Origin of the sequence: Vibrio sp. PID23_8, from assembly GCF_003584965.1 — a bacterium.
Classification (GTDB): domain Bacteria; phylum Pseudomonadota; class Gammaproteobacteria; order Enterobacterales; family Vibrionaceae; genus Vibrio.
Map to the genome: position 1 here is coordinate 58,454 of NZ_LIXE01000011.1, position 22,073 is coordinate 80,526.

A 22,073-nucleotide genomic window follows, 5' to 3' on the forward strand; every position below is an offset into this window, starting at 1 on the left:
ATTGAGAATGAAGCACTGCGAAAAACAAAAAGTCTGGGACAAAATTGTTTCAGAAGCCCGTGAGATGTCAGAGCAGGAGCCGATGCTGGCGAGCTTTTATCATGCGACCATCATCAAGCATGAAAGTTTGTGCGCTGCACTGAGCTACATTCTGGCCAACAAATTGAACACTGCATCCATGCCCGCAATGGCAGTGCGTGAAGTCGTTGAGGAAGCCTTTGCCGCTGATCCAACAATTACGGACAGTGCCGCTTGTGACATTTGTGCCACGGTTAATCGCGACCCAGCGGTGTCAATGTACTCAATGCCGTTATTGTACCTAAAGGGCTACCATGCCCTGCAAGGCTATCGAGTGGCTAACTGGTTGTGGAAGCAAGGCCGTCACGCGCTTGCGACTTACCTACAAAACCAGATTTCTGTTGCATGTCAGGTCGATATTCACCCTGCAGCGCATATTGGTAGTGGTATCATGCTAGATCATGCGACCGGCATCGTGATTGGTGAAACGGCCGTTGTCGAAAACGACGTATCGATTCTGCAAGATGTCACTCTTGGTGGTACCGGTAAAGAATGCGGAGACCGCCACCCGAAAATTCGTGAAGGCGTAATGATCGGCGCAGGAGCAAAGATTCTTGGCAACATCGAAGTAGGCGAAGGCGCAAAAATTGGCTCTTGCTCCGTGGTATTGCAAGCAGTGCCGCCGCACACAACCGTGGCTGGTGTGCCTGCAAAAGTCGTTGGTCGTCCGAAAACGGACAAACCTTCTCTCGATATGGATCAAGGCTTTAATGGCAAATCGCAAAGCTTTATCCACGGGGATGGTATTTAATCGTCATCTGATCCTTTGGCAATAATGTGGTAGGTAACCCTCAAGTGCGAAAACAAAATCACCCAGTGCTACGCTCGGCTATGTTATTAACTTGTGCTTTATCTGCCACATATCCCCTCACCTCTTCGGCTGCCAGTCAGCAAGAGCTCAAAGGCGTATCTAGCGAAATCAATCGCCAGAAAAAATCGCTGACTTCTCAAGAAAAACAACTTAATGATCTGCAAAAATCGCTGAAAAACCAAGAACTCGGTATCTCTAAATTAGAGCACGAGATCAAGCAGACCAAAACTGACTTGGCGCAAGCGGATCAATACATCAATAAGTTGGAAGAGAAGATTGCTCTGCAAGAAGCTCAGCGTCAGACGCAAGAAGAAGAGCTGAAGCAGTTGCTGCAAACCTACTATGTGACCGAGCGAGCCAAGGCCAATGGACACCTTCTTAATGAAGGCGTAGAGGAAGACCGCATCAGCCAATACTTCCAGCACCTTGCTAAAGCGCGTGCAAAAGTGATCGAAGCGATCACCCAAACTACCCAAGAGTTGGCGCACAACAAGAATCAACTTGATCTCGAAAAAGCACAAATTGAAACCTTGCTCAAACAGCAATCGGAAAAGCGTTCATCTTTGGCAAGTACACAGTCGCAACGTAAAGGGACGCTGAACAAGATTCAAAAGAGCATCAAAGATGACAAGCGTTACCTAGCCGAATTACAACGCAACGAAACCCGTCTAAAAGCTGAGATTGCCAAAGCCGCGAAACGTAATGCCGTACCTATGGACGGTATCGCGAAACAACGCGGCAAACTGCCATGGCCACTGAAAGGCCACGTGCTGCATAACTTCGGCACCAAACAAACCGGTCAAGTTAACTGGAAAGGTATGGTATTGTCCGCCAGCTACGGCCAACAAGTTAAAGCGGTTTACCCGGGCACCGTGGTATTTGCCGAATACTTACGTGGCTATGGCTTAGTAGTACTGATCGACCACGGTAAAGGCGACATGACACTTTACGGCTACAACCAAGCCTTGACCAAGAAAGAAGGCGATAAGGTAACCGCAGGTGAAGTTATTGCCCTAGCGGGGGATACCGGTGGTCAAGACCGCGCCTCACTCTACTTCGAGATTCGCCGTAACAGCGAAGCGCAAAACCCAAAGTCTTGGTTAAAGCGTTTATAGCTGCCGTTTATAATCGCAGTTCTAAACAGCGCCATTACATTACATAACAAAAAAACAAAGGAGCCATTCGGCTCCTTTGTTGTATTCATATTCTGGAAAATGTTATGCGTAGTAGGCCTCGACCGCATCAATAAAGGCGCTCACATTGTCTTTGCTTAACGCATTGATGCCCGCGGCGGCTTCTCGACCGCCACCAGTTGGGAATTGCCCGCACACAGCCACTGCGCCTTGCTTGTTATTCAGCGGGGCACGAAGAGAAACCGTATAAGTGCCATCGGCATTTTCAGTTAACACCGCATGCGCAGAGTCTGGATTTTGGTTTGCAAGCCAGTTGCCATAAACACCACTGATTCGGCGTGATGCCGCATTGTTTGGCAGTTCAAACAGCTTGAGCTTAGCACTTTCATGAGTTGCAGGAACGGCTAGTGTCGCATCCATGTCTTGCTGATAAGCCGATTGCAATTGGTAGTAAGGTGAGGCTTTATCTGCAATCGCATCGAATGGTGAAACGTATTGCTTTAACGCTTGGTACAAATCAGCGGGGTGGAAATGAAGGTCATCGACTTTAGCACCGTAGCCGTTGTAGTTAATCAATGTACCAAGTTCTTTTAACTGCGCTTTTTGCTCTTCACTGAGTCCCGCTTTATCTGCCAGCGCATCTGCTTTAGCAATCAAGTTATCGCCATAAGCAGCAGTGATCGCCCAAGTGTGGAAACGCCCTTCCAGCAACTGATCGACAATCAAAGCGGTACACATGTTGGCATCAAGGTCGATGTGCGCGTCTAAATTACCGTGTTGAGGAATCTCACCCGCTTTATGATGATCAGCGTAAAACACATGCACGCCTTGAGCCAAAGCTTGCTCTAAACCTACCATGTTCTTTTCCATTGAAATGTCCAACACCACCAACTCATCGCCTACTTTCACTTCAACCTTTTCCAACAGCTTGATATCGCGCTTTACGCCAGTGATCAACACCGCATCAAGAGGGTCGGCGAAACGCCATTGTAGGAGAGCAATAATACCGTCCGCATCACCATTAAAAATGTCGTAATTCATTATGCGATAGATCCTTTATCGAAAAGTCACGCCCAAACTGATGACGCTGAATAGACATCATTGTTCGTAGTGTGCGCTGCAAGTCAACTCAAGGGGGACTCAGAAATGAGAACAGCGCTCAAAATATCGAGAGCAAGTCCGGGCTCTTTTTTACGTTCAACAAGGAGGGAAGACGCATTAACAATGGAGAGTACTTAACGCTTCTTCAAGCAGCAGTAACTGCTCCATGCCTTGCTCTGTGGCAACTGGTTTCACAACATTTAGCATTTGTAGCATGCCTTGCTTCACCATTTGCTCGGTAATTTCAGTCTTTGGTGACATCGCCGATTGGTAAGCCAACCAACTGCAAGCAATCAAATGCAGCGAGCATACCAATGACTTTAGCTGTTGTTGATCGACATTCAGCAAGTTCAGTGATACAAACTCTTGCATAATCGCAATCAAATTCGCTTGCAGTTTTTCTTGAACATCAATGTATTGATCATGGAGCCTATCATCTCGCGATAGGATTTCTGGCAAATTCGCGTAGAAAAAGCGGTATTTCCACATCAAAGTGAAGATCGAGTCGAGGTAACTTTTCAGCATGGCCAGACTCTCCTGCGAGCCCTGAATTGGCGTGAATCTCTCTAGCAACTCTGCAGAGTATAGCCCAAAGATCTCTCGTACAATTTCTTGCTTATTGCGGAAATGGTAATACAAATTGCCAGGGCTGATTTCAATATAATCAGCAATATGGTTAGTGGTGATGTTGCGCTCACCGTGTTGATTGAACAACTCCAGTGCCGCATAGACGATCTTGTCACGCGTTTTCATTGTTATCGTATTCCCTCTTGATTATCGAATCGAGTATAGCGACTTCACCAATCTAGGTCGATAGAGGCTCCCAATACGGTAACATAGCAGACCAGTGAGAATGCCGCTGGCGTTAGCAATTAAGTCATACCAAGAGGGTTGTCTGCCTACATACCCCTGTAGGATTTCAATCACACCGCTAAATAGTAATATGCCCATCGCAATGGCCCAACGCAGACGCCACTGTGATACACAAAAACAGCCTAAGAAAGCAAAACCACTGTAGGCCATGGCATGCTGCACCTTATCTAAGTAAGCAATATTGCCCCAATCTTGCAAATCGCCAGAGCTCAAGGACAAGTAAGCGATCAATGAGCCAAAACTCAATAGAATAATACGGGCTGCGGCCAGGTTCATGGTAGTTCCTATGCGATTGGGAATGGAAAAGCGGTGACTTGGTCAATATGGTCACACCCGAGAGCAAGCATAATCAGACGATCCACACCAAGCGCCACACCGGCACAATCGGGTAATCCCGCTTCTAATGCACCAATCAGGTGGTAATCGATCGGCTGTGGTTTTAACCCCATTTCAAGACGTTTGGCATTGTCTTGTTCAAAACGCGCCAGTTGCTCTTTTGGGTTATCCAATTCATGAAAGCCATTCGCCAACTCAATCCCTTTAAAGTAGACCTCAAAACGATCGGCAACACGATGATCTTGTAGATTGATTTTTGCCAGCGCCGCCTGTGATGCCGGGAAGTCATAAACAAAAGCCGGCACTTGTTGACCAATCTTAGCTTCGACACCAATACTAAACAGCAGTTGCAACAAAGTATCGCGATCTTCTTCAGGTTCTGCAATGTCACTCAGCCCCAGCTTAGCTGCAACCGCTTTTAGCTCTTGCATCGAGCCTTCTAATGGGCACACACCCAGTACATCAATAAAGGCTTGTTGGTAAGTCATGCGCTCTGCTGCGCCACACTTCAGTACCCGTTGCAGAAGATCGTTTATCTCGTCCATCAATTTATGGTGGTCAAAACCAATGCGGTACCACTCTAGCATGGTGAACTCAGGGTTATGGTAACGGCCATTCTCTTCGTTACGAAAAGCTTTGTTGATTTGGTAGATACAGCCACTGCCCGCTGCGAGCAAACGCTTCATATGGAACTCTGGACTGGTCATAAAGAACAGTTTACTACCATCCGCATAGCCAGGCCCAACAAACTCGGTCTGAAAGGTATGCAAATGAATGTCGGTCACGGTCGCATGGCTCATGGCTGGCGTGTCGACTTCCATCACCTCTCGCTCGGCAAAAAATTGACGAATAGCCATAATCAACGCCGCACGTTGACGGAGTTGCTCTATAGAAGCGGTAGGTTGCCAGGTCGTTTGCATTACAAGATTCTTAAATATTGGGGAATAGAGGAAAGTAGCAATTTTTGCATGTTTTTCCTAGTCCAGAGAAGAGGGATTACGCTTGTTCTCATCCCTGAAAAAACCAAATAACAGGCAATTTATTCTGAAGCCAGAGTTATTCGTATTACAGCGCAAAAAAACACCGTTAGTAATCCTATTATCAACGAGGGTTATGTTACGCAACAGTCAGGTAACATTGGTGAGATTGACCTTTATATACCATGGGATTCAGGTCGTGATAGCAGTCACATAACCTTAAATTTCTATGCTCTCATGTGCATTACCGGAGAAAAAAACCAAATACATCAATTTTTCTGCCAAAGGCCTCCCCTACACTAACCATAATACTTTTGAGGGATAGCCCAAATCAGGCCCCCTCTCACTCACAATAACAAGCGGATTTCCGCAATCACACACTGGAGGATAACTGTGCAAATTATCACCACAGATATCGCAGTCATCGGCGCAGGCGGCGCTGGTCTTCGTACTGCTATTGCAGCAGCTGAAGCAAACCCAGACTTAGAAGTAGCACTTATTTCTAAAGTTTACCCAATGCGCTCCCACACGGTTGCAGCAGAAGGTGGTTCAGCCGCAGTTATCAAGGATGAAGATAGCTTAGACAACCACTTCAACGATACGGTTGGTGGTGGTGACTGGCTATGTGAACAGGACGTTGTTGAATACTTTGTAGAGAACGCGACTCGCGAAATGATCCAGATGGAGCAATGGGGTTGCCCATGGAGTCGTAAAGAGAACGGTGAAGTCAACGTACGCCGCTTTGGTGGTATGAAGGTTGAACGTACTTGGTTCGCTGCAGATAAAACTGGCTTCCACATGCTTCACACACTATTCCAGACGTCGATGAAGTACGACAACATCAAACGTTTCGATGAATACTTTGTTGTCGACTTGCTTGTTGATGAAGGTGAAGCCCAAGGTCTGATTGCCATCCACATGTCTGAAGGTGAATTGGTTACCATCAAGGCGAAATCTGTCGTGCTAGCAACAGGTGGCGCCGGACGCGTTTACCACTGTAACACCAACGGTGGCATCGTAACGGGCGACGGCATGGCAATGGCTTACCGTCACGGCGTTCCTCTACGTGATATGGAATTCGTTCAGTACCACCCAACCGGTCTTCCAGGCACAGGTATTCTAATGACCGAAGGTTGTCGTGGTGAAGGCGGTATCATCGTCAACAAAAATGGCTACCGTTACCTGCAAGATTACGGTATGGGCCCAGAGACTCCAGTGGGCGAGCCGAAAAACAAATACATGGAACTGGGTCCACGTGACAAAGTTTCTCAAGCTTTCTGGCACGAGCAACAGAAAGGCAACACCATCAAACACCCTCTTGGTGACGTGGTGCATCTAGATCTTCGCCACCTAGGTGAAGAGTACCTACAAGAGCGTCTACCGTTCATCTGCGAGCTAGCGAAAGCTTACGTGAACGTTGATCCTGCAAAAGAGCCAATTCCAATTCGTCCAACGGTTCACTACACCATGGGTGGTATTGAAACGAACGGCGAATGTGAAACTCGCATCAAAGGTCTGTTCGCGGTTGGTGAATGTGCGTCTGTTGGTCTTCACGGAGCAAACCGTCTAGGTTCTAACTCACTGGCTGAATTCGTGGTATTTGGCCGCGTTGCTGGTGAACAAGCGGTGAAACGCGCAGCGGAATTCAAAGGCTGGAACGAAGAGTCAATCACGGTTCAAGTGAAAGCGGTTGAAGCTCGCATCGAAGCACTGATGAACCAAGATGGCGATGAAAACTGGGCGGATATCCGCACTGAAATGGGTCACACCATGGAAGCGGGCTGTGGTATCTACCGTCAAGAAGATTTGATGCAAGCAACCATCGAGAAAATCACCGAGCTGAAAGAGCGTTACAAGAAAATCAGCATCAAAGATAAAGGCAAAGTATTCAACACTGACCTTCTATACGCAATTGAAGTAGGCTACGGCCTAGAGGTTGCTGAAGCGATGGTCCACTCTGCAATCCTACGTAAAGAATCTCGCGGAGCACACCAGCGTCTAGATGACGGTTGCACAGAGCGTGACGATGAGAACTTCTTGAAGCACTCGCTTGCTTTCTTCCGAGCAGACGCAGCACCAACTATCGACTACAGCGGCGTGAAGATCACTAAGTCTCAACCAAAAGCACGTCTATACGGTGAAGCGGCAGAGAAAGCGGCAGCAGCTGAAAAAGCCGCTGAAGCAGAAGCGAAGAACGCAGAGGAGCAAGCATAATGTCAGCAAACCGCATTCAAAAAGTGAACGTTCTGCGTTACGACCCAGAAAAAGACGCAGAACCATACACTCAAACCTACGAAGTGCCATTTGATGAAACCCTGTCTGTGCTTGATGCGCTTGGCTACATCAAAGACCACTTAGATAAAAACCTGTCTTACCGTTGGTCTTGTCGTATGGCGATCTGTGGTTCTTGCGGCATCATGGTAAACAACGTACCTAAGCTTGCTTGTAAGAGCTTCCTACGTGACTACCCAAATGGCGTGACTATCGAGCCACTTGCGAACTTCCCAATCGAGAAAGATTTGATTGTCGACATGACGCCATTCATCGAGCGCCTAGAAGCCATAAAACCATACATCATTGGTAACGACCGCAAACCAGAAGACGGCACGAACTTGCAAACGCCTGAGCAAATGGCGAAGTATAAGCAGTTTGCTGGCTGTATCAACTGTGGTCTGTGCTACGCAGCATGTCCTCAGTTCGGCTTGAACCCAGAGTTCATCGGCCCTGCAGCACTGACTCTGGCACACCGTTACAACCTAGACAGCCGTGACAACGGTAAAGATGAGCGTATGAAGCTGATCAACGGTGAAAACGGCGCTTGGGGTTGTACGTTTGTAGGTTACTGTTCTGAAGTTTGTCCGAAGAACGTGGATCCTGCAGCGGCAGTAAACCAAGGCAAAGTGGAGTCTTCTATGGACTTCGTGATTGCGATGTTGAAACCTGATGGTTCACCGAAAAAAGTGGAGGCATAAGGATGAGCAACCGTAAACCTTACGTTCGTGAAGTAAAACGCACTTGGTGGAAAGATCATCCTTTCTACCGCTTCTACATGCTACGTGAAGCGACAGTGCTTCCTTTGATCCTATTCACTATTTTCCTGACTTTCGGTCTAGGTTCACTAGTGAAAGGCCCTGAAGCTTGGCAAGCTTGGTTGGCGTTCATGGCAAACCCTATCGTAATCGCGATCAACATCGTTGCACTATTAGGTAGCCTATTCCACGCACAAACGTTCTTCAGCATGATGCCACAGGTAATGCCTATTCGTTTGAAAGGCAAACCAGTGGATAAGAAAATCATCGTTCTGACTCAGTGGGCAGCAGTGGCGTTCATCTCACTGATCGTTCTCATCGTGGTGTAAGGAGCTTGAGTAATGAAACCGAATTATAGTGTTAATACAGCGCCGAAACGTTCTGATGAGCCAATCTGGTGGGGTCTATTTGGTGCCGGTGGTACTTGGTTTGCGATGATCACACCAATCACGGTACTGGTACTGGGTATCCTAGTTCCACTAGGCATCATTGATGCAGAAGCTATGAGCTTTGATCGCGTGTCTGAGTTCGCAACCAGCATCATTGGCGCACTGTTCATCATCGGTACGCTAGCACTGCCAATGTGGCATGCAATGCACCGTCTACACCACGGCATGCACGACCTTAAATTCCACACCGGTGTGGTAGGTAAAATCGCATGTTACGCGTTTGCTGGTCTTATCTCTGCACTCGCCGTTATCTTTGTCTTTATGATTTAAAAGATGGCATAAAAATAAAGAAGCTGGCTCTAAGCCAGCTTTTTTTATTGCTTTGGATCACTCGTGATCTTTTGGCTTATTGACACGCAAGTAACAAAAAAGGCCGCCAAAGCGACCTTTTTCAGGGAAACGTGAATTACTTCACACGACCTACGTATTCAGCAGTACGAGTGTCAACTTTGATCACTTCACCGATTGCGATGAATAGTGGAACACGTACAACAGCGCCAGTTGATAGCGTAGCTGGTTTACCACCAGTACCTTGAGTATCACCTTTCAGACCTGGATCGGTATCCGTCACTTCTAGCTCAACGAAGTTTGGTGGAGTAACAGTAATTGGGTTACCGTTCCAAAGTGTGATCATACAAGTGTTGTTTTCTACCAACCACTTAGCGTTATCGCCAACCGCTTTCGCGTCTGCAGCGATCTGCTCGAAAGTTTCGTTGTTCATAAAGTGGTAGAATTCGCCGTCTGAATATAGATAATCTAGGTCGATATCCATTACGTCTGCCACTTCACAAGTGTCACCAGACTTGAATGTTTTCTCTAGCACTTTACCAGAAAGAAGTTTACGAATTTTAACGCGGTTGAATGCTTGGCCTTTACCTGGTTTAACATATTCGTTTTCCAGAATTACACAAGGCTCGTTATCAAGCATTAACTTAAGGCCGCCTTTAAATTCATTGGTGCTAACTGTAGCCATTTTTTCCTCTTACATTCTTAGAGCTAAATTCAATGCCGCACATAATAACCCGAAAAGTCGAATCTGTTGAGCAAAACTGGCTCAAACAGTTAGCGAATGGGATCTCAGATCCTGCAAAATTGCTGGAAATATTGGAAATAGATCCTTCTCCGTGGCAAGACGGGTTTGCTGCGCGCAAGCTGTTTGTACAGCGTGTACCGCAAAGTTTTGTCGAAAGGATGGAAAAAGGCAATCCTTACGATCCACTTTTACGTCAAGTATTGCCTTTGAGCGAAGAGTTTGAAGTGCATGCAGGCTATTCCGACGATCCTCTCGAAGAGCAAGATAATGAGATCCCAGGGTTACTGCACAAGTATCGCAACCGCGCGTTGATGATCGTAAAAGGTGGCTGTGCGGTGAACTGCCGTTACTGTTTCCGTCGTCACTTCCCTTATCAAGAGAATAAGAGCGGCAAACAAGTGTGGGCTCAATGTCTGGAATACATGACGAAGCAACCCGAGTTGAACGAAGTGATCTTCTCTGGTGGCGACCCGTTAATGGCCAAAGACGATGAGATCCACTGGCTATTGGAGCACATCGCACAAATCCCACACATCAAACGCCTGCGTATTCACAGTCGTTTGCCTGTGGTGATTCCTGCTCGTATCACTGATGAGCTATGCCAGCTACTTCGCGCTTCTCGCCTACAAATCGTGTTGGTGACGCACATCAACCACGCTAACGAGATCAACGCTGAATTTGCCGCTCAAATGGCGAAGCTGAAGCAAGCCGGAGTGACCTTGCTAAACCAAGCCGTATTACTTAAAGACGTCAACAACAGCGTTGAAGCACAAGTGGCACTAAACGAAGCGCTGTTTGATGCTGGCATTCTACCTTACTACTTGCATGTCTTAGATAAAGTCCAAGGTGCGGCGCACTACTTTGTATCAGACGAAGAAGCCAAAGCAATCATGCGCGGTGTCATTACGCGAGTTTCTGGTTATCTGGTGCCTAAGCTAGCCCGAGAAATCGGCGGCCGCCCAAGTAAAACGCCACTGGATCTGCACTTAGAGTAGCGTGTTACTCGTATAGGATTTTGTCGTAACAAATAAAAGCTTTTGTTCGATCAGGCGGTCTTATCTATGCATACTCCGCAAATTTGGAGGTTAAGATGCAAGCAACTTTTGAACACTATGTCGATCTTGGTCCATTCAGTTGGGCGGCATTACTTTGCTGTGCTATCAATGGCTTGATGATCGGTATAGAGCGCCAAACTCGTGGTAAGCCCGTAGGTATTCGTACCGCAATTCTCGTGATCTCAGGCACTTACTTGTTTATGTCGATGGCGGTTTCTTTGTCGCCAAACACGCTCGACCAAGCTCGCGTACTTGGCCAGATCATCACAGGCGTTGGCTTCTTAGGTGCAGGGGTGATGATGGCTCAAGACGGAAAGATCCACGGAGTGACCTCAGCCGCGGTCATTTGGATGCTGGCTGGATTAGGCTTGATGATAGGACTTGGCTATCTGACACAATCCATCATTATTACCTTATTAGCACTAACGGTACTGCTTGGTGTAGACAAAGCAGAAAACCGCATCAAAGCCTTGCGTCGCGGGGTACACCAAAAGATGCAACAGCGAAAAACGTCCACTCGCATCGTAAAATAAAAAAGGCCCCGATATGGTATCGGGGCCTTTTTGTATCTGTGTTCACTGAACTTATTTAGCAAAGTTCACGATTGGGAAACACTTGAAGAAACCGTTGTCCGCACAATTTAGAAGACCAATCTGAACGCCATCGATTTGGTTTGTCATGTTAAAGAAACCAAGTTGGAAGTTCGATTTTTTAGAGATACTCGCCAGACCGATATCCGCCATTGTGTAGCCTTCAGAGTAGTTCACCGCACTCCAGTTAAGACCTTCAACGTTATTCGTTACGTTTACCGCACCTAGGTTAAGACCGGTTGTTTGGCCTTGGTTCCAGTTGAATAAACCTAGCGATACACCTTTCATTTCTTGGTTTACTTTAGACGCACCAAAGAAAAGACCAAAGTTAACACCTGTTGTGCGGTCTGTTTCAGACATACCAAGTAGGGAGAAGTCGACACCTTTCACTTCGTTCACTTGACCGTGAAGAACTGATAAACGAACACCGCCAACAGAAGAGTTAGATGGTACGTTAGTGTCATCAATCGTAGAGAACATAACTGGCGTACTGTCAGCAAGGGCAACAGGTGAGGCAATAACGGCTGCAACAGCCAATGACGTCATAAGCTTTTTCATTTTTATCTCCAGAGGAAGTATTTCATTTACAACACAGTGTAGTGTTCAGAACTTGCGCTATTTTAACTAGTTTTTTGGTAACAGGAAGTCATATTTAAAAGCCTTACCACCCTTAAAATTAATTTACGGTGTTGATTTTAAACACATTTACTGACATTAAGCACACAATCCCGCACAATAGTGCCGTTTTACCGCAAGTTTTGTTTAGACAACAAGCTCTCGTTTTTTCATGTAGCCCTCAGATTTGGAATGAAGACCCATTAAGTAAAATGCGCGACGCCCTCTAAAGCCGAACGATTCCGCATGACAGCAACGAAAAAACCGAGGCATAAACCTCGGCTTATCGAACTTTATCGGTAGTCTAGCTCACCGCTCTATGACTTTAGAACAAGGAGAGCACGCGCAGTTTACGCTAGTAAATGTGCATGCTCGACACGGTAATTAAGCCTTAGAGCAAAGAGATAGGCTGGCTATTACATCATGCCGCCCATACCACCCATACCGCCCATACCACCCATATCAGGCATACCGCCATCTTTTTGTGGTAGGTCAGTCACCATCGCTTCTGTTGTGATCATTAGACCGGCAACTGATGCCGCGAATTGTAGAGCTGAACGAGTTACTTTAGTTGGATCTAGGATACCCATCTCAAGCATATCGCCGTATTCGCCTGTTGCTGCGTTGTAACCATAAGAACCCTCACCCGCTTTCACGTTATTCGCAACGACTGACTCTTCGTCACCTGCGTTCTTCGTGATTTGACGAAGTGGCGCTTCCATTGCTCGTAGTGCAACGCGGATACCAACGTTTTGCTCTTCGTTGTCGCCTTGTAGGTCAACAATCTTAGATGCCGCACGGATTAGTGCAACACCACCACCAGCAACCACACCTTCTTCAACCGCTGCGCGAGTCGCGTGTAGTGCATCTTCTACGCGGTCTTTCTTCTCTTTCATTTCAACTTCAGTTGCTGCACCAACTTTGATGACTGCAACACCGCCTGCTAACTTAGCAACACGCTCTTGTAGTTTCTCTTTGTCGTAGTCTGAAGTTGCATCTTCAATTTGCTGACGGATTTGAGCAACACGACCTTGGATCATTGCTTCTTCACCCGCGCCATCGATGATGGTGGTGTTTTCTTTCGTGATTGCAACGCGTTTCGCTTGGCCTAGGTCTTCTAGTGCTACTTTTTCTAGCTCTAGACCCACTTCTTCAGAAATCACGATACCACCAGTTAGGATGGCGATGTCTTGCAGCATTGCTTTACGACGGTCACCGAAACCAGGTGCTTTAACCGCTGCTACTTTCACGATGCCACGCATGTTGTTCACAACTAGCGTTGCTAATGCTTCGCCTTCTACATCTTCAGCGATGATAAGCAGTGGACGAGACGCTTTAGCAACCGCTTCTAGAGCAGGAAGAAGTTCACGAATGTTCGAGATTTTCTTGTCTACTAGAAGGATGAATGGGTTTTCTAGATCAACAGAGCCCGCTTCTTGGTTGTTGATGAAGTAAGGAGATAAGTAACCGCGGTCAAACTGCATACCTTCAACCACGTCTAGTTCATCTTGTAGCGCTTGACCTTCTTCAACCGTGATAACACCGTCGCGGCCTACTTTTTCCATCGCTTCTGCAATGATGTTACCAACGCTTACGTCAGAGTTCGCAGAGATAGTACCAACCTGTGCAATAGCTTTGGTGTCGTTACACTCAACAGACAGCTCTTTTAGTTGCTCAACCGCTGCGATAACCGCCTTGTCGATACCACGCTTAAGGTCCATTGGGTTCATACCCGCCGCAACTGCTTTTAGACCTTCGTTTACGATTGCTTGCGCTAGTACTGTTGCTGTTGTTGTACCGTCACCCGCTGCGTCGTTTGCTTTAGACGCCACTTCTTTAACCATTTGTGCGCCCATGTTCTGGAATTTGTCTTCCAGTTCAATTTCACGCGCTACTGATACGCCATCTTTAGTGATGGTTGGTGCACCAAAAGATTTGTCTAGAACTACATTACGGCCTTTAGGACCCAGTGTTACTTTTACTGCGTCCGCTAGAACGTTTACGCCTTCTAGCATTTTAACTCTTGCATCATTACCAAATTTAACGTCTTTAGCAGCCATCTTTGATTTCCTTTCTAAATTCTTTAAGTTCGAGTTCGTTTTTAAATCAGAGCAAAAAATTACTCAACGATTGCTATTACTCAACGATCGCCATAATGTCGTTTTCAGACATCACAAGCACTTCTTTACCGTCGATTTTTTCAGTCTTAGTGCCGTAACCTTCAGCGAAGATAACAGTATCACCAACTTTGACGTCCAGTGGTAGCACTGTGCCGTTTTCTAGAATACGGCCCTTGCCTACAGCAAGAACTACACCGCGAGTCGATTTTTCCGCAGCAGAGCCAGTTAAAACAATGCCACCAGCTGACTTAGATTCAACTTCTTTACGTTCAACAATAACTCGGTCATGTAATGGACGAATGTTCATTGGTCGTCTCTCCTGAAAATTTCCATGTGTATTTGATAATTGCCCGCGAAGAGGGCACGTTAAGTATATTAGGGACAACACTATGAATCCCAAGGGGTGAAAGAGAGTTTTTTGTGACTTAGTTAAAAGATCGAACAGTTAAGCAACGGTTTGCGTTCGAAATGCCCACTCGCCCGCTTTCCTGCTTTCTTGTATCCTTGCAGCTCCCTCACCAGATTAGATGTCAAAAATGCTGGAAAAGAATAAGCCGGACAATCAGGCCGACGATAAACATGGTTTGTTGACCGCGCCCATTCCCGACACCTTACGCAAGATGACTGTTCCCATGACCATGGGCATGATCGCCATTTTGATGTTTAACCTGGTCGACACTTTCTTTATCTCTCTGCTGGGTACGCAAGCACTGGCAGCCATCAGCTATACCTTTCCTGTCACTTTTGCGGTGAACTGCATCACCATGGGCATCGGAATGGGGCTTTCAACTAACATTGGCCACTTACTCGGGCAGGGGCATGCGCCACAAGCGGCACGTTTCACGAGTCACGGTTTGTTGTTAGCCGTATTGCTGGTAACGATAGCTTCAACTCTGGGCTTCTTCACCATTGACCCCTTGTTTCGTCTATTGGGTGCGAAAGAGGACTCCATCCCTCTCATCGAACAGTACATGCAGGTTTGGTATCTGACCATACCCTTGTTGGTGATTCCAATGGCAGGTAACAGTGCCATCCGTGCGTCAGGAGATACCAAAACGCCCGCAAAAATCATGATGCTTGCAGGATTAATTAATGGCTTACTCGATCCGTTGCTTATTTTCGGCTACGGTCCATTTCCTAAATTAGGCATTCAAGGTGCTGCGATTGCCAGTGCGTTAAGCTGGCTTGGGGCTTTATTGGGCTCTTTTTATGTGTTGGTGAAACGAGAAAAATTGCTGGCTTCCATTAAATGGTCGTTCATCAAGCAAGATTGGCAACAAACCCTCAAAATCGGCACTCCTGCTGCACTGTCGAATGCGATGACCCCTCTGTCTGGTGCGATTCTGATGATGATGCTATCAAGCCACGGTACCGCTGCGGTCGCGGCCTATGGTGCAGCCCAACGTATTGAGTCAATTTTGATTCTCGTATTGATGTCTCTCACCTCTGCCCTAACACCCTTCATGGCACAGAACTTTGGCGCGAAAAATCCCGCTCGTGCTTTTGCTGGCTGGTTTCTCAGCATGCGATTTGCCGTGATATTCCAAGGCTTTATATTCTTAGCGATGGTTCCACTGAGCATCCCTCTTGCCGCACTGTTTTCTCAGGAAGCAGCTGTAGAAAACCAATTGTGGCATTACCTTCTAGTCGTACCGTTCAGTTACGGATTCCAAGGTATTGTAATGATGTTGGTGAGCGGTTTTAACGCGATGCACAAGCCCCTACGCGCCTTCCAATGGAGTTTTATGCGTTTGTTTGTGTTTACCTTACCAGCGGCATGGATTGGCAGTCAGGTGTACAGCATTGAAGGGTTGTTTATCGGCATTGCACTTGGTAACACGCTAGGTGGGGTCTTGGGTTATTTGTTTGCTCTGCGCGAACGACGCGTCACTTTGGCAACACATCAAGTGGCTTCTGAGTAACAAAACTCAGATAAAAAAAACCGCGGATCATCGCGGTTTTTATATTTTGACTTATTCAAGCTAACTTAGAATAACTCTTCAGCAACTTGGTAAAGGTCGCTGCGTACTGGACGCTTCATGTTCTCGATTGCATCGATGATGTCGTGGTGAACTAGCTGCTCTTTCACGATACCAACACAACGGCCGCCGTGGCCTTCTATTAGTAGGTGAACCGCATAATTACCCATGCGAGATGCAAGAACACGGTCGAATGCTGTTGGACGACCACCACGCTGGATGTGACCAAGAACGGTTGCACGAGTTTCACGACCCGTTGCCGCTTCAATCTCTTTCGCCAATTCGTTTGCATCCATCATCAGCTCAGTAAGCGCAATGATGGCGTGTTTTTTGCCTTTTGCGATACCGTCTTGGATGTTACCGATCAGCTTCTCTTTATCTAGGCCCGTTTCTGGAGTAATGATGTACTCACAGCCACCTGCGATAGCAGACATCAGAGTCAAGTCACCACAGTGACGACCCATGATTTCTACGATAGAAATACGCTGGTGGGAAGAAGACGTGTCGCGCAGGCGGTCAATTGCATCGATAACGGTGTTTAGTGCCGTTAGGTAACCGATCGTGTAATCCGTACCTGCGATGTCATTATCGATTGTGCCTGGCAGACCGATACATGGGTAACCCATTTCTGTCAGTTTCTTCGCCCCCATGTAAGAACCGTCACCACCGATCACAACCAGTGCATCGATACCGTGTTTTTTTAGGTTCTCAATCGCTTTTTCGCGTACTGCCACTTCCTTGAACTCAGGGAAACGAGCAGAACCTAGGAACGTACCACCTTTGTTGATCACATCAGAAACACTAGAACGATCTAGTGGCTCGATGCGGCCTTCGTAAAGACCTAGGTAGCCATCGTACACACCGAAAACTTCCAATCCCTCAGATAGTGCGGTACGTACTACGCCGCGAACTGCAGCGTTCATACCAGGTGCGTCACCGCCACTTGTTAAAACACCGATCTTCTTAATCATGCTCACCCTCGAACTTTGGCAATCAATTATTTAATTTTCTTTTTGGCTTCTTGTTACCAAGCAAGCCGCATAATCCAGAACTGTGCGTTATGTTACATTTCCTCAATAGGAATACCAATGAAAACACACATTTTTATGTAACTTTTCTACTTATGTAAGAGTATTACAGTTTATCTTGGTGACTTTGTTGATTCACATCAGGATCAAGATTCTTAATAAGTATTGATGGAAAGATAGTCAATAAGCGCCTATTTGTCGTTAGTGCTACCGATTTTTGGATTACTACCAATCTTGTGCTTTTTGCTCTTTCTCTGGTCCAAACACCACCGATATCGGGTCTTGATGGATCAAAACATCGGCCTCTGGGAATCGCGCCAATAACTTATCTTCCACCTTATCTGCAATAAGGTGCGCTTCAATCAGGCGTAAATTATCATCCAATTCCAAATGCAGCTGGATAAAACGCGTTGGTCCGGACATGCGTGTACGCAGTTGGTGCACACCTAACACCCCCTCTACTTCAAAACATTCCGCACGAATTTGCTCAAGCTCTTCTTCCGGTAACTGTCGGTCAAGTAAGGTTTGAATCGCCTCAGTGACCATCTTAAATGCGCTGTAAAGAATAAAGATACCGATTCCCACCGCAAACGCCGCATCGGCTTGCGTCACACCAAAGTAGCTAAGACCCAATGCCACCATAATGGCCGCATTCATATATAGGTCAGTTTGGTAATGCAGTGAATCTGCCGCAATTGCCTGACTGCCAGTGACGCGCACGACGTGCTTTTGGAACATCACTAACCCCAAGGTCACAACAATGGCGAATAGTGATACGTAAACCCCCAATTCAGGGGCATGCAAATCCTGAGGACGGAAGAAACGCTCGATACCATTTAAGATGAGGAAAACCGCCGAACCAGAAATAAACATCGCTTGCGCTAACGCCGCTAACGACTCCGCTTTACCATGCCCAAAGGTGTGCTCTCGGTCAGCAGGTTGTAAGGCGAAGCGAACCACGATGAGGTTCACTACCGAAGCTGCAATGTCCAGCATCGAGTCAATTAACGATGCCAACAGACTGACAGAACCGGTCACCCACCAGGTGATGACTTTCATAATGAGAAGAAGTGTCGCCACAATGGTTGCAGCCCATGCCGCAGTTGTGACGAGTCGTGCATATTGGTATTTCATAATCAAGGAGTTAACTCAAGCCGTGTGTTGATTATACCTCGTTACGGTATTAATGAGTATGACATTACAGGATCAAAAAGGGGCAGTACGGTGACTGCCCCTTAGGATTCATTCAGCTCACAATTAGCTGTTATGGTGTTTTTGCATGCGCTTTTGCATTTTTTCACCACACTCTTGTTGACGCTCTTTTTGAAGTTCAACAAATTTCACTTTTTGCTCAGGTGTCAGCACGCTCAGCATCTGGTGCTTTTTCTCCATCATCTTCACGCGGCGCTCAGTTTGCTTATCAACCATCACTTTTGCTAGGTCGTTTGCAGCAGCCTCGTCAAAGTTATCAGCCAACAGCAATGCTTGCATTTTCGCATGATGTGCTTGACGCTCTGCTTTACGAGCTTGGTGATGCTCTGCATAGTTGGCTTTCATGTCCGCTTTGTTTGCTTTACGCATTTCTTTTAGCTTATCTTTTTGTGCATCCGTTAGGTTTAGTTGACGCATAACACCGCGCTCCATACCTTGACTACACTCACCGCGTGGACCTTTGTGATGATCTTTGCCACCGAATGCAAATGCGCTCGCTGCACCTAGAGTAAGTGGTAGGATAATAGCAGCTAGTACAACTTTTTTTGCAGATTTCATAATTTGATTCCTTACACAGGTTAATATTTCTTTTGAGCTGCTCTCACAGCGCTTAAGTGTAGAATACGACCTGTCAGGTAAAGCAACGTATAAGGAGCGTAAAGAAGCGTAAAGGCCTGTTTTATTCTTTTTTCCTCTCTCGTCATAAAAGGAAAATACCTGGTCGCCACAGTGACCTGTTCAAACCAAATGTGAGTAGCAGACACTCATCAGTACATTAAGAATATAAAAGAGGCTTTGACGCATTATTCAGTCATTTTCGAATCATTGCGTTGGTGTCTTTTATTACTGCACTCTTTTTGGCGGTCATCTTGAAGCTGCACAAATTTCGCTTTTTGTTCCGTCGTTAATACGCTCAGCATCTCATGTTTATTCTTCATCATTTGAACACTTCGTTCAGCTTGTATCGCGGCCACCTCTTGAGCAAACCCGTTTGCTTTTGCGTGGTTAAACTCACTCTCTAATACGATCGCTTGCATTCTCTGATGTCGCTCCTTTTGCTCCACCTTTCGATTAACATTAGTCTGCTTCTTCTCCTGCTTATGCGCTTCTCGTATCGATTTTAGCTTCGCTTTTTGTTCATCCGTTAAATCGAGTTGATGCACCATTCCGCGATCCAAATTCATCGAAATACCACATTTGTCATGGAATTTTTCATCATACTCTTGCTCATGGCTATCGGCTATGGCACTAGTCGATGCAAATACTAAGGGAAGTATCAGCATCTCAATAGTACGGCTTTTAAGACGTTTCATAAGTATATTCCTTATTTTATTCACTGATGAACTCTCCACATGCTCAATAATCTTGAGTAGATGCAGTAAAGAGACATAAACAGAGTAAATAATCGTAAAGAGTCATTTTCAGGCGCTTCGCAGACTCTCATAACAATGTAATATTAGAACAACTATGAATGATTAGTAGGTACTTAAATGGCAAACATTCTTTTGATTGATGACGATACCGAGCTAACTAGCTTGCTAAAAGAAGTGCTAAGCTTTGAAGGTTTTGACGTCACTGAAGCCAATGATGGCGAAGCAGGTTTAATGGCCATGAGTAGCGAGATCGATCTTATCTTACTCGACGTCATGATGCCGAAACTCAATGGAATGGAAACCCTAAAACGCTTACGTGAAAGCTGGGAAACGCCGGTATTGATGTTAACGGCGAAAGGCGAAGAAATTGATCGTGTGATCGGCCTAGAGCTTGGCGCGGACGATTACCTACCTAAGCCTTTTAGTGATCGTGAATTGCTGGCGCGTATCCGTGCGATTTTACGCCGTACCAGCAGCACACAAAAAAGCGCTAAAAATAGTGACTGCATTGAGTACCAAGAAATCAAACTCTACCCAGGCAAACAAGAAGCGTACTGCGACAACGCACTAATGGACTTAACCACCACAGAATTCGCTCTACTAACCCACTTTGTGCAAAACCCAGGGCAAATACTGACCAAAGAGACACTGAGTCTCGATGTGCTTGGTAAGCGCTTGGCAGCTTTCGACCGCGCTATTGATATGCACGTATCTAACCTACGTAAGAAATTGCCAGATAAAAGCAATGGTAAACCAAGGATTAAAACCCTACGTGGGCGTGGTTACATGTTGATTGAGGAGGATTAATGCGCTCGTCACGCTTCAAACTGCCGAAGATAAATAGCTTGTATGGACGCATCTTTGCCATCTTTTGGTTCACCATGTTTTTGGTTTTAATGGCCGTACTGTCATTGCCCCATTTGGATCCACGTAAAGCTCGCGATATCCCACAAGATCACTATCTGCGCATGATTGAAATCCGCGATCGCATTGAAAAGAAGTACCAAAAAGAAAAGAATCTCGGAAAAATCCTATTTAGCGTCGAAGGCCATCGCCCTAGCAAGCATGATCCTCGCCCACAAGTGTTCTTTTCTGATTACGATGGAAACGTGCTGACCTCAGCAGAGAGTAGCGATTTTCGCATGCGTGCGATGCAAAACTTTGTCACCAGCATTGACGATCAAAAACAGCCAAAGCAAAAACTTTATGGTCACTATATGATTGCAGGGCCAATGCCGATTCAACTCGCAGGCTCCGACCTCTTGATGTACGTTGGGTTTAAGTGGAATCAGCCACCGCCAATCATGTTGCGTCTGTTTGATCATCCATTGCAGCTACTATTGGCGGTGATGGCGGCGAGTACACCACTATTGTTGTGGCTAGCATGGGCATTAAGCCAGCCCGCACGTCGATTGGAAACGGCCGCCCAGCGTGTGGCAAAAGGGGAGTTTGTTATCGACCCAAACCTTGAAAAAGGCACCACCGAATTTCGTCAAGCAGGAGCGAGCTTTAATCAAATGGTTGAAGCGGTAAATCAGATGATTTCCGGTCAGCAACGTTTGTTGTCTGATATTTCCCATGAATTACGCTCACCACTGACTCGCCTACGAATGGCAAGTGCACTGGCTACAAGAAAGCAAGGTGAAAGCCCTGAGTTAATCCGAATTGACACCGAAGCACAGCGCCTTGAACAGATGATCGCAGAGCTGCTCGAGCTCTCTCGCATGCAAGTGAACAGTCATATGAACCGTGAGACTCAGCCGATTGCCAGCTTATGGGAAGAGATCATCAAGGATGCTCAATTTGAAGCCGAGCAAATGGACAAGACGCTCAGCTATTCAGATTTACCTGACCGCACCATTTCTGGTAATCCAAAGCTGCTTGTGAGCGCCGTTGAGAACATCATCCGTAATGCGGTTTATTATGGAAAAGACCAAGTAAACGTCGATATTCAAGACCACGTTGATACACTAAAAATTACCGTCGATGATAATGGTGATGGAGTGCCTGAAGATGAATTGGATGCAATATTCCGCCCGTTTTATCGCGTCTCTACTGCTCGTGATCGTCACTCAGGAGGAACGGGACTAGGCTTAACCATCACCGAGAGTGCGATTCGTCAGCACAGTGGCTCGATCGTGGCCAGTCGCAGTCCGTTAGGCGGTCTGCGAGTCACGATCGAGCTCCCGTTATTCAACTAACAATTTGAGCGACTGAATACGTTCGTCGCTCATCTCTCTAATGCATACCAATAGCAGTTAGGTATATACTGCCCTTCTCT

The 22,073-nt window shown here is 46.5% G+C and carries 23 protein-coding genes; 11 read left to right on the top strand and 12 right to left on the bottom strand.

Annotated features, from left to right (window positions below):
• Positions 1 to 7: 7 nt before the first annotated feature.
• A complete protein-coding gene (gene cysE, locus AK966_RS16160; RefSeq protein WP_119464544.1) occupies positions 8 to 829 on the top strand; it encodes a serine O-acetyltransferase in 822 nt (273 codons plus the stop codon).
• Between the two features lie 26 nt (positions 830 to 855).
• Positions 856 to 2,004: a murein hydrolase activator EnvC gene (locus AK966_RS16165; protein ID WP_182852740.1), complete on the top strand. Its 1,149-nt coding sequence runs from the start codon at positions 856 to 858 to the stop codon at positions 2,002 to 2,004.
• Positions 2,005 to 2,106: 102 nt separating this feature from the next.
• Here AK966_RS16165 and AK966_RS16170 read toward each other — a convergent pair whose 3' ends face one another.
• The 4 genes from AK966_RS16170 to epmA all read right to left on the bottom strand — a co-directional run bounded on the left by AK966_RS16170 (position 2,107) and on the right by epmA (position 5,252).
• The gene (locus AK966_RS16170) at positions 2,107 to 3,063 is read right to left on the bottom strand and encodes an acetyltransferase (RefSeq protein ID WP_099080060.1); all 957 of its coding nucleotides are present in this window, start codon (positions 3,061 to 3,063) and stop codon (positions 2,107 to 2,109) included.
• 177 nt (positions 3,064 to 3,240) lie between these two features.
• On the bottom strand, positions 3,241 to 3,876 hold the full coding sequence (locus AK966_RS16175; RefSeq protein WP_099080061.1) for a TetR/AcrR family transcriptional regulator: 636 nt from the start codon (positions 3,874 to 3,876) through the stop codon (positions 3,241 to 3,243).
• Positions 3,877 to 3,897: 21 nt separating this feature from the next.
• A complete protein-coding gene (locus AK966_RS16180; protein WP_099080062.1) occupies positions 3,898 to 4,272 on the bottom strand; it encodes a VanZ family protein in 375 nt (124 codons plus the stop codon).
• 8 nt (positions 4,273 to 4,280) lie between these two features.
• Positions 4,281 to 5,252, bottom strand: coding sequence for an elongation factor P--(R)-beta-lysine ligase (gene epmA, locus AK966_RS16185; RefSeq protein ID WP_099080063.1), 972 nt, complete (start codon positions 5,250 to 5,252; stop codon positions 4,281 to 4,283).
• Between the two features lie 450 nt (positions 5,253 to 5,702).
• On the opposite strand from epmA, the gene frdA reads away from it, so the two are divergent.
• The 4 genes from frdA to frdD are packed head-to-tail and all read left to right on the top strand — an operon-like array spanning position 5,703 to position 9,057.
• Entirely contained in the window at positions 5,703 to 7,523 is a 1,821-nt protein-coding gene (gene frdA, locus AK966_RS16190; protein WP_099080064.1) for a fumarate reductase (quinol) flavoprotein subunit, read from the top strand.
• Positions 7,523 to 8,281, top strand: coding sequence for a succinate dehydrogenase/fumarate reductase iron-sulfur subunit (locus tag AK966_RS16195; RefSeq protein ID WP_099080065.1), 759 nt, complete (start codon positions 7,523 to 7,525; stop codon positions 8,279 to 8,281). Before frdA ends, AK966_RS16195 begins: the two co-directional genes overlap by 1 nt.
• Positions 8,282 to 8,283: 2 nt before the next feature.
• The gene (gene frdC, locus AK966_RS16200; protein WP_099080066.1) at positions 8,284 to 8,667 is read left to right on the top strand and encodes a fumarate reductase subunit FrdC; all 384 of its coding nucleotides are present in this window, start codon (positions 8,284 to 8,286) and stop codon (positions 8,665 to 8,667) included.
• 12 nt (positions 8,668 to 8,679) lie between these two features.
• A complete protein-coding gene (frdD, locus tag AK966_RS16205; RefSeq protein ID WP_099080067.1) occupies positions 8,680 to 9,057 on the top strand; it encodes a fumarate reductase subunit FrdD in 378 nt (125 codons plus the stop codon).
• Positions 9,058 to 9,193: 136 nt separating this feature from the next.
• On the opposite strand, the gene efp is transcribed toward frdD, so the two are convergent.
• The gene (gene efp / locus AK966_RS16210; protein WP_005425036.1) at positions 9,194 to 9,760 is read right to left on the bottom strand and encodes an elongation factor P; all 567 of its coding nucleotides are present in this window, start codon (positions 9,758 to 9,760) and stop codon (positions 9,194 to 9,196) included.
• A gap of 32 nt (positions 9,761 to 9,792) precedes the next feature.
• On the opposite strand from efp, the gene epmB reads away from it, so the two are divergent.
• Positions 9,793 to 10,815: an EF-P beta-lysylation protein EpmB gene (gene epmB, locus AK966_RS16215; RefSeq protein ID WP_099080068.1), complete on the top strand. Its 1,023-nt coding sequence runs from the start codon at positions 9,793 to 9,795 to the stop codon at positions 10,813 to 10,815.
• A gap of 95 nt (positions 10,816 to 10,910) precedes the next feature.
• Entirely contained in the window at positions 10,911 to 11,408 is a 498-nt protein-coding gene (locus tag AK966_RS16220; protein WP_099080069.1) for an MgtC/SapB family protein, read from the top strand.
• Positions 11,409 to 11,459: 51 nt separating this feature from the next.
• Here AK966_RS16220 and AK966_RS16225 read toward each other — a convergent pair whose 3' ends face one another.
• From AK966_RS16225 to AK966_RS16235, 3 genes are all read right to left on the bottom strand, one after another.
• On the bottom strand, positions 11,460 to 12,023 hold the full coding sequence (locus AK966_RS16225) for a VC2662 family protein (RefSeq protein ID WP_172438147.1): 564 nt from the start codon (positions 12,021 to 12,023) through the stop codon (positions 11,460 to 11,462).
• A gap of 473 nt (positions 12,024 to 12,496) precedes the next feature.
• Positions 12,497 to 14,140 carry a chaperonin GroEL gene (gene groL, locus AK966_RS16230; RefSeq protein WP_099080071.1) on the bottom strand — a complete coding sequence of 548 codons (1,644 nt, stop codon included), beginning with the start codon at positions 14,138 to 14,140 and terminating at the stop codon, positions 12,497 to 12,499.
• A 76-nt stretch (positions 14,141 to 14,216) separates the two neighbouring features.
• Positions 14,217 to 14,507, bottom strand: coding sequence for a co-chaperone GroES (locus AK966_RS16235; protein ID WP_005381516.1), 291 nt, complete (start codon positions 14,505 to 14,507; stop codon positions 14,217 to 14,219).
• Between the two features lie 229 nt (positions 14,508 to 14,736).
• Between AK966_RS16235 and AK966_RS16240 the strand changes: the two genes are divergently transcribed.
• Positions 14,737 to 16,122, top strand: coding sequence for an MATE family efflux transporter (locus AK966_RS16240; protein WP_099080072.1), 1,386 nt, complete (start codon positions 14,737 to 14,739; stop codon positions 16,120 to 16,122).
• 65 nt (positions 16,123 to 16,187) lie between these two features.
• Here the strand turns inward: AK966_RS16240 and pfkA are convergent, their stop codons facing one another.
• The 4 genes from pfkA to AK966_RS16260 all read right to left on the bottom strand — a co-directional run bounded on the left by pfkA (position 16,188) and on the right by AK966_RS16260 (position 19,732).
• Positions 16,188 to 17,150, bottom strand: coding sequence for a 6-phosphofructokinase (gene pfkA / locus AK966_RS16245; RefSeq protein WP_099080073.1), 963 nt, complete (start codon positions 17,148 to 17,150; stop codon positions 16,188 to 16,190).
• Between the two features lie 282 nt (positions 17,151 to 17,432).
• Complete coding sequence (gene fieF / locus AK966_RS16250; RefSeq protein WP_099080074.1) at positions 17,433 to 18,341, bottom strand: CDF family cation-efflux transporter FieF; 909 nt, start codon at positions 18,339 to 18,341, stop codon at positions 17,433 to 17,435.
• Positions 18,342 to 18,464: 123 nt separating this feature from the next.
• Entirely contained in the window at positions 18,465 to 18,977 is a 513-nt protein-coding gene (locus tag AK966_RS16255; protein WP_119464545.1) for a CpxP family protein, read from the bottom strand.
• Between the two features lie 245 nt (positions 18,978 to 19,222).
• Complete coding sequence (locus tag AK966_RS16260; protein ID WP_119464546.1) at positions 19,223 to 19,732, bottom strand: Spy/CpxP family protein refolding chaperone; 510 nt, start codon at positions 19,730 to 19,732, stop codon at positions 19,223 to 19,225.
• A 177-nt stretch (positions 19,733 to 19,909) separates the two neighbouring features.
• Between AK966_RS16260 and AK966_RS16265 the strand changes: the two genes are divergently transcribed.
• Together AK966_RS16265 and cpxA are read left to right on the top strand one after the other, a co-directional pair.
• Positions 19,910 to 20,599 carry a response regulator gene (locus tag AK966_RS16265; protein ID WP_099080077.1) on the top strand — a complete coding sequence of 230 codons (690 nt, stop codon included), beginning with the start codon at positions 19,910 to 19,912 and terminating at the stop codon, positions 20,597 to 20,599.
• Positions 20,599 to 21,993: an envelope stress sensor histidine kinase CpxA gene (gene cpxA, locus AK966_RS16270; protein ID WP_119464547.1), complete on the top strand. Its 1,395-nt coding sequence runs from the start codon at positions 20,599 to 20,601 to the stop codon at positions 21,991 to 21,993. Before AK966_RS16265 ends, cpxA begins: the two co-directional genes overlap by 1 nt.
• Positions 21,994 to 22,073 lie beyond the last annotated feature (80 nt).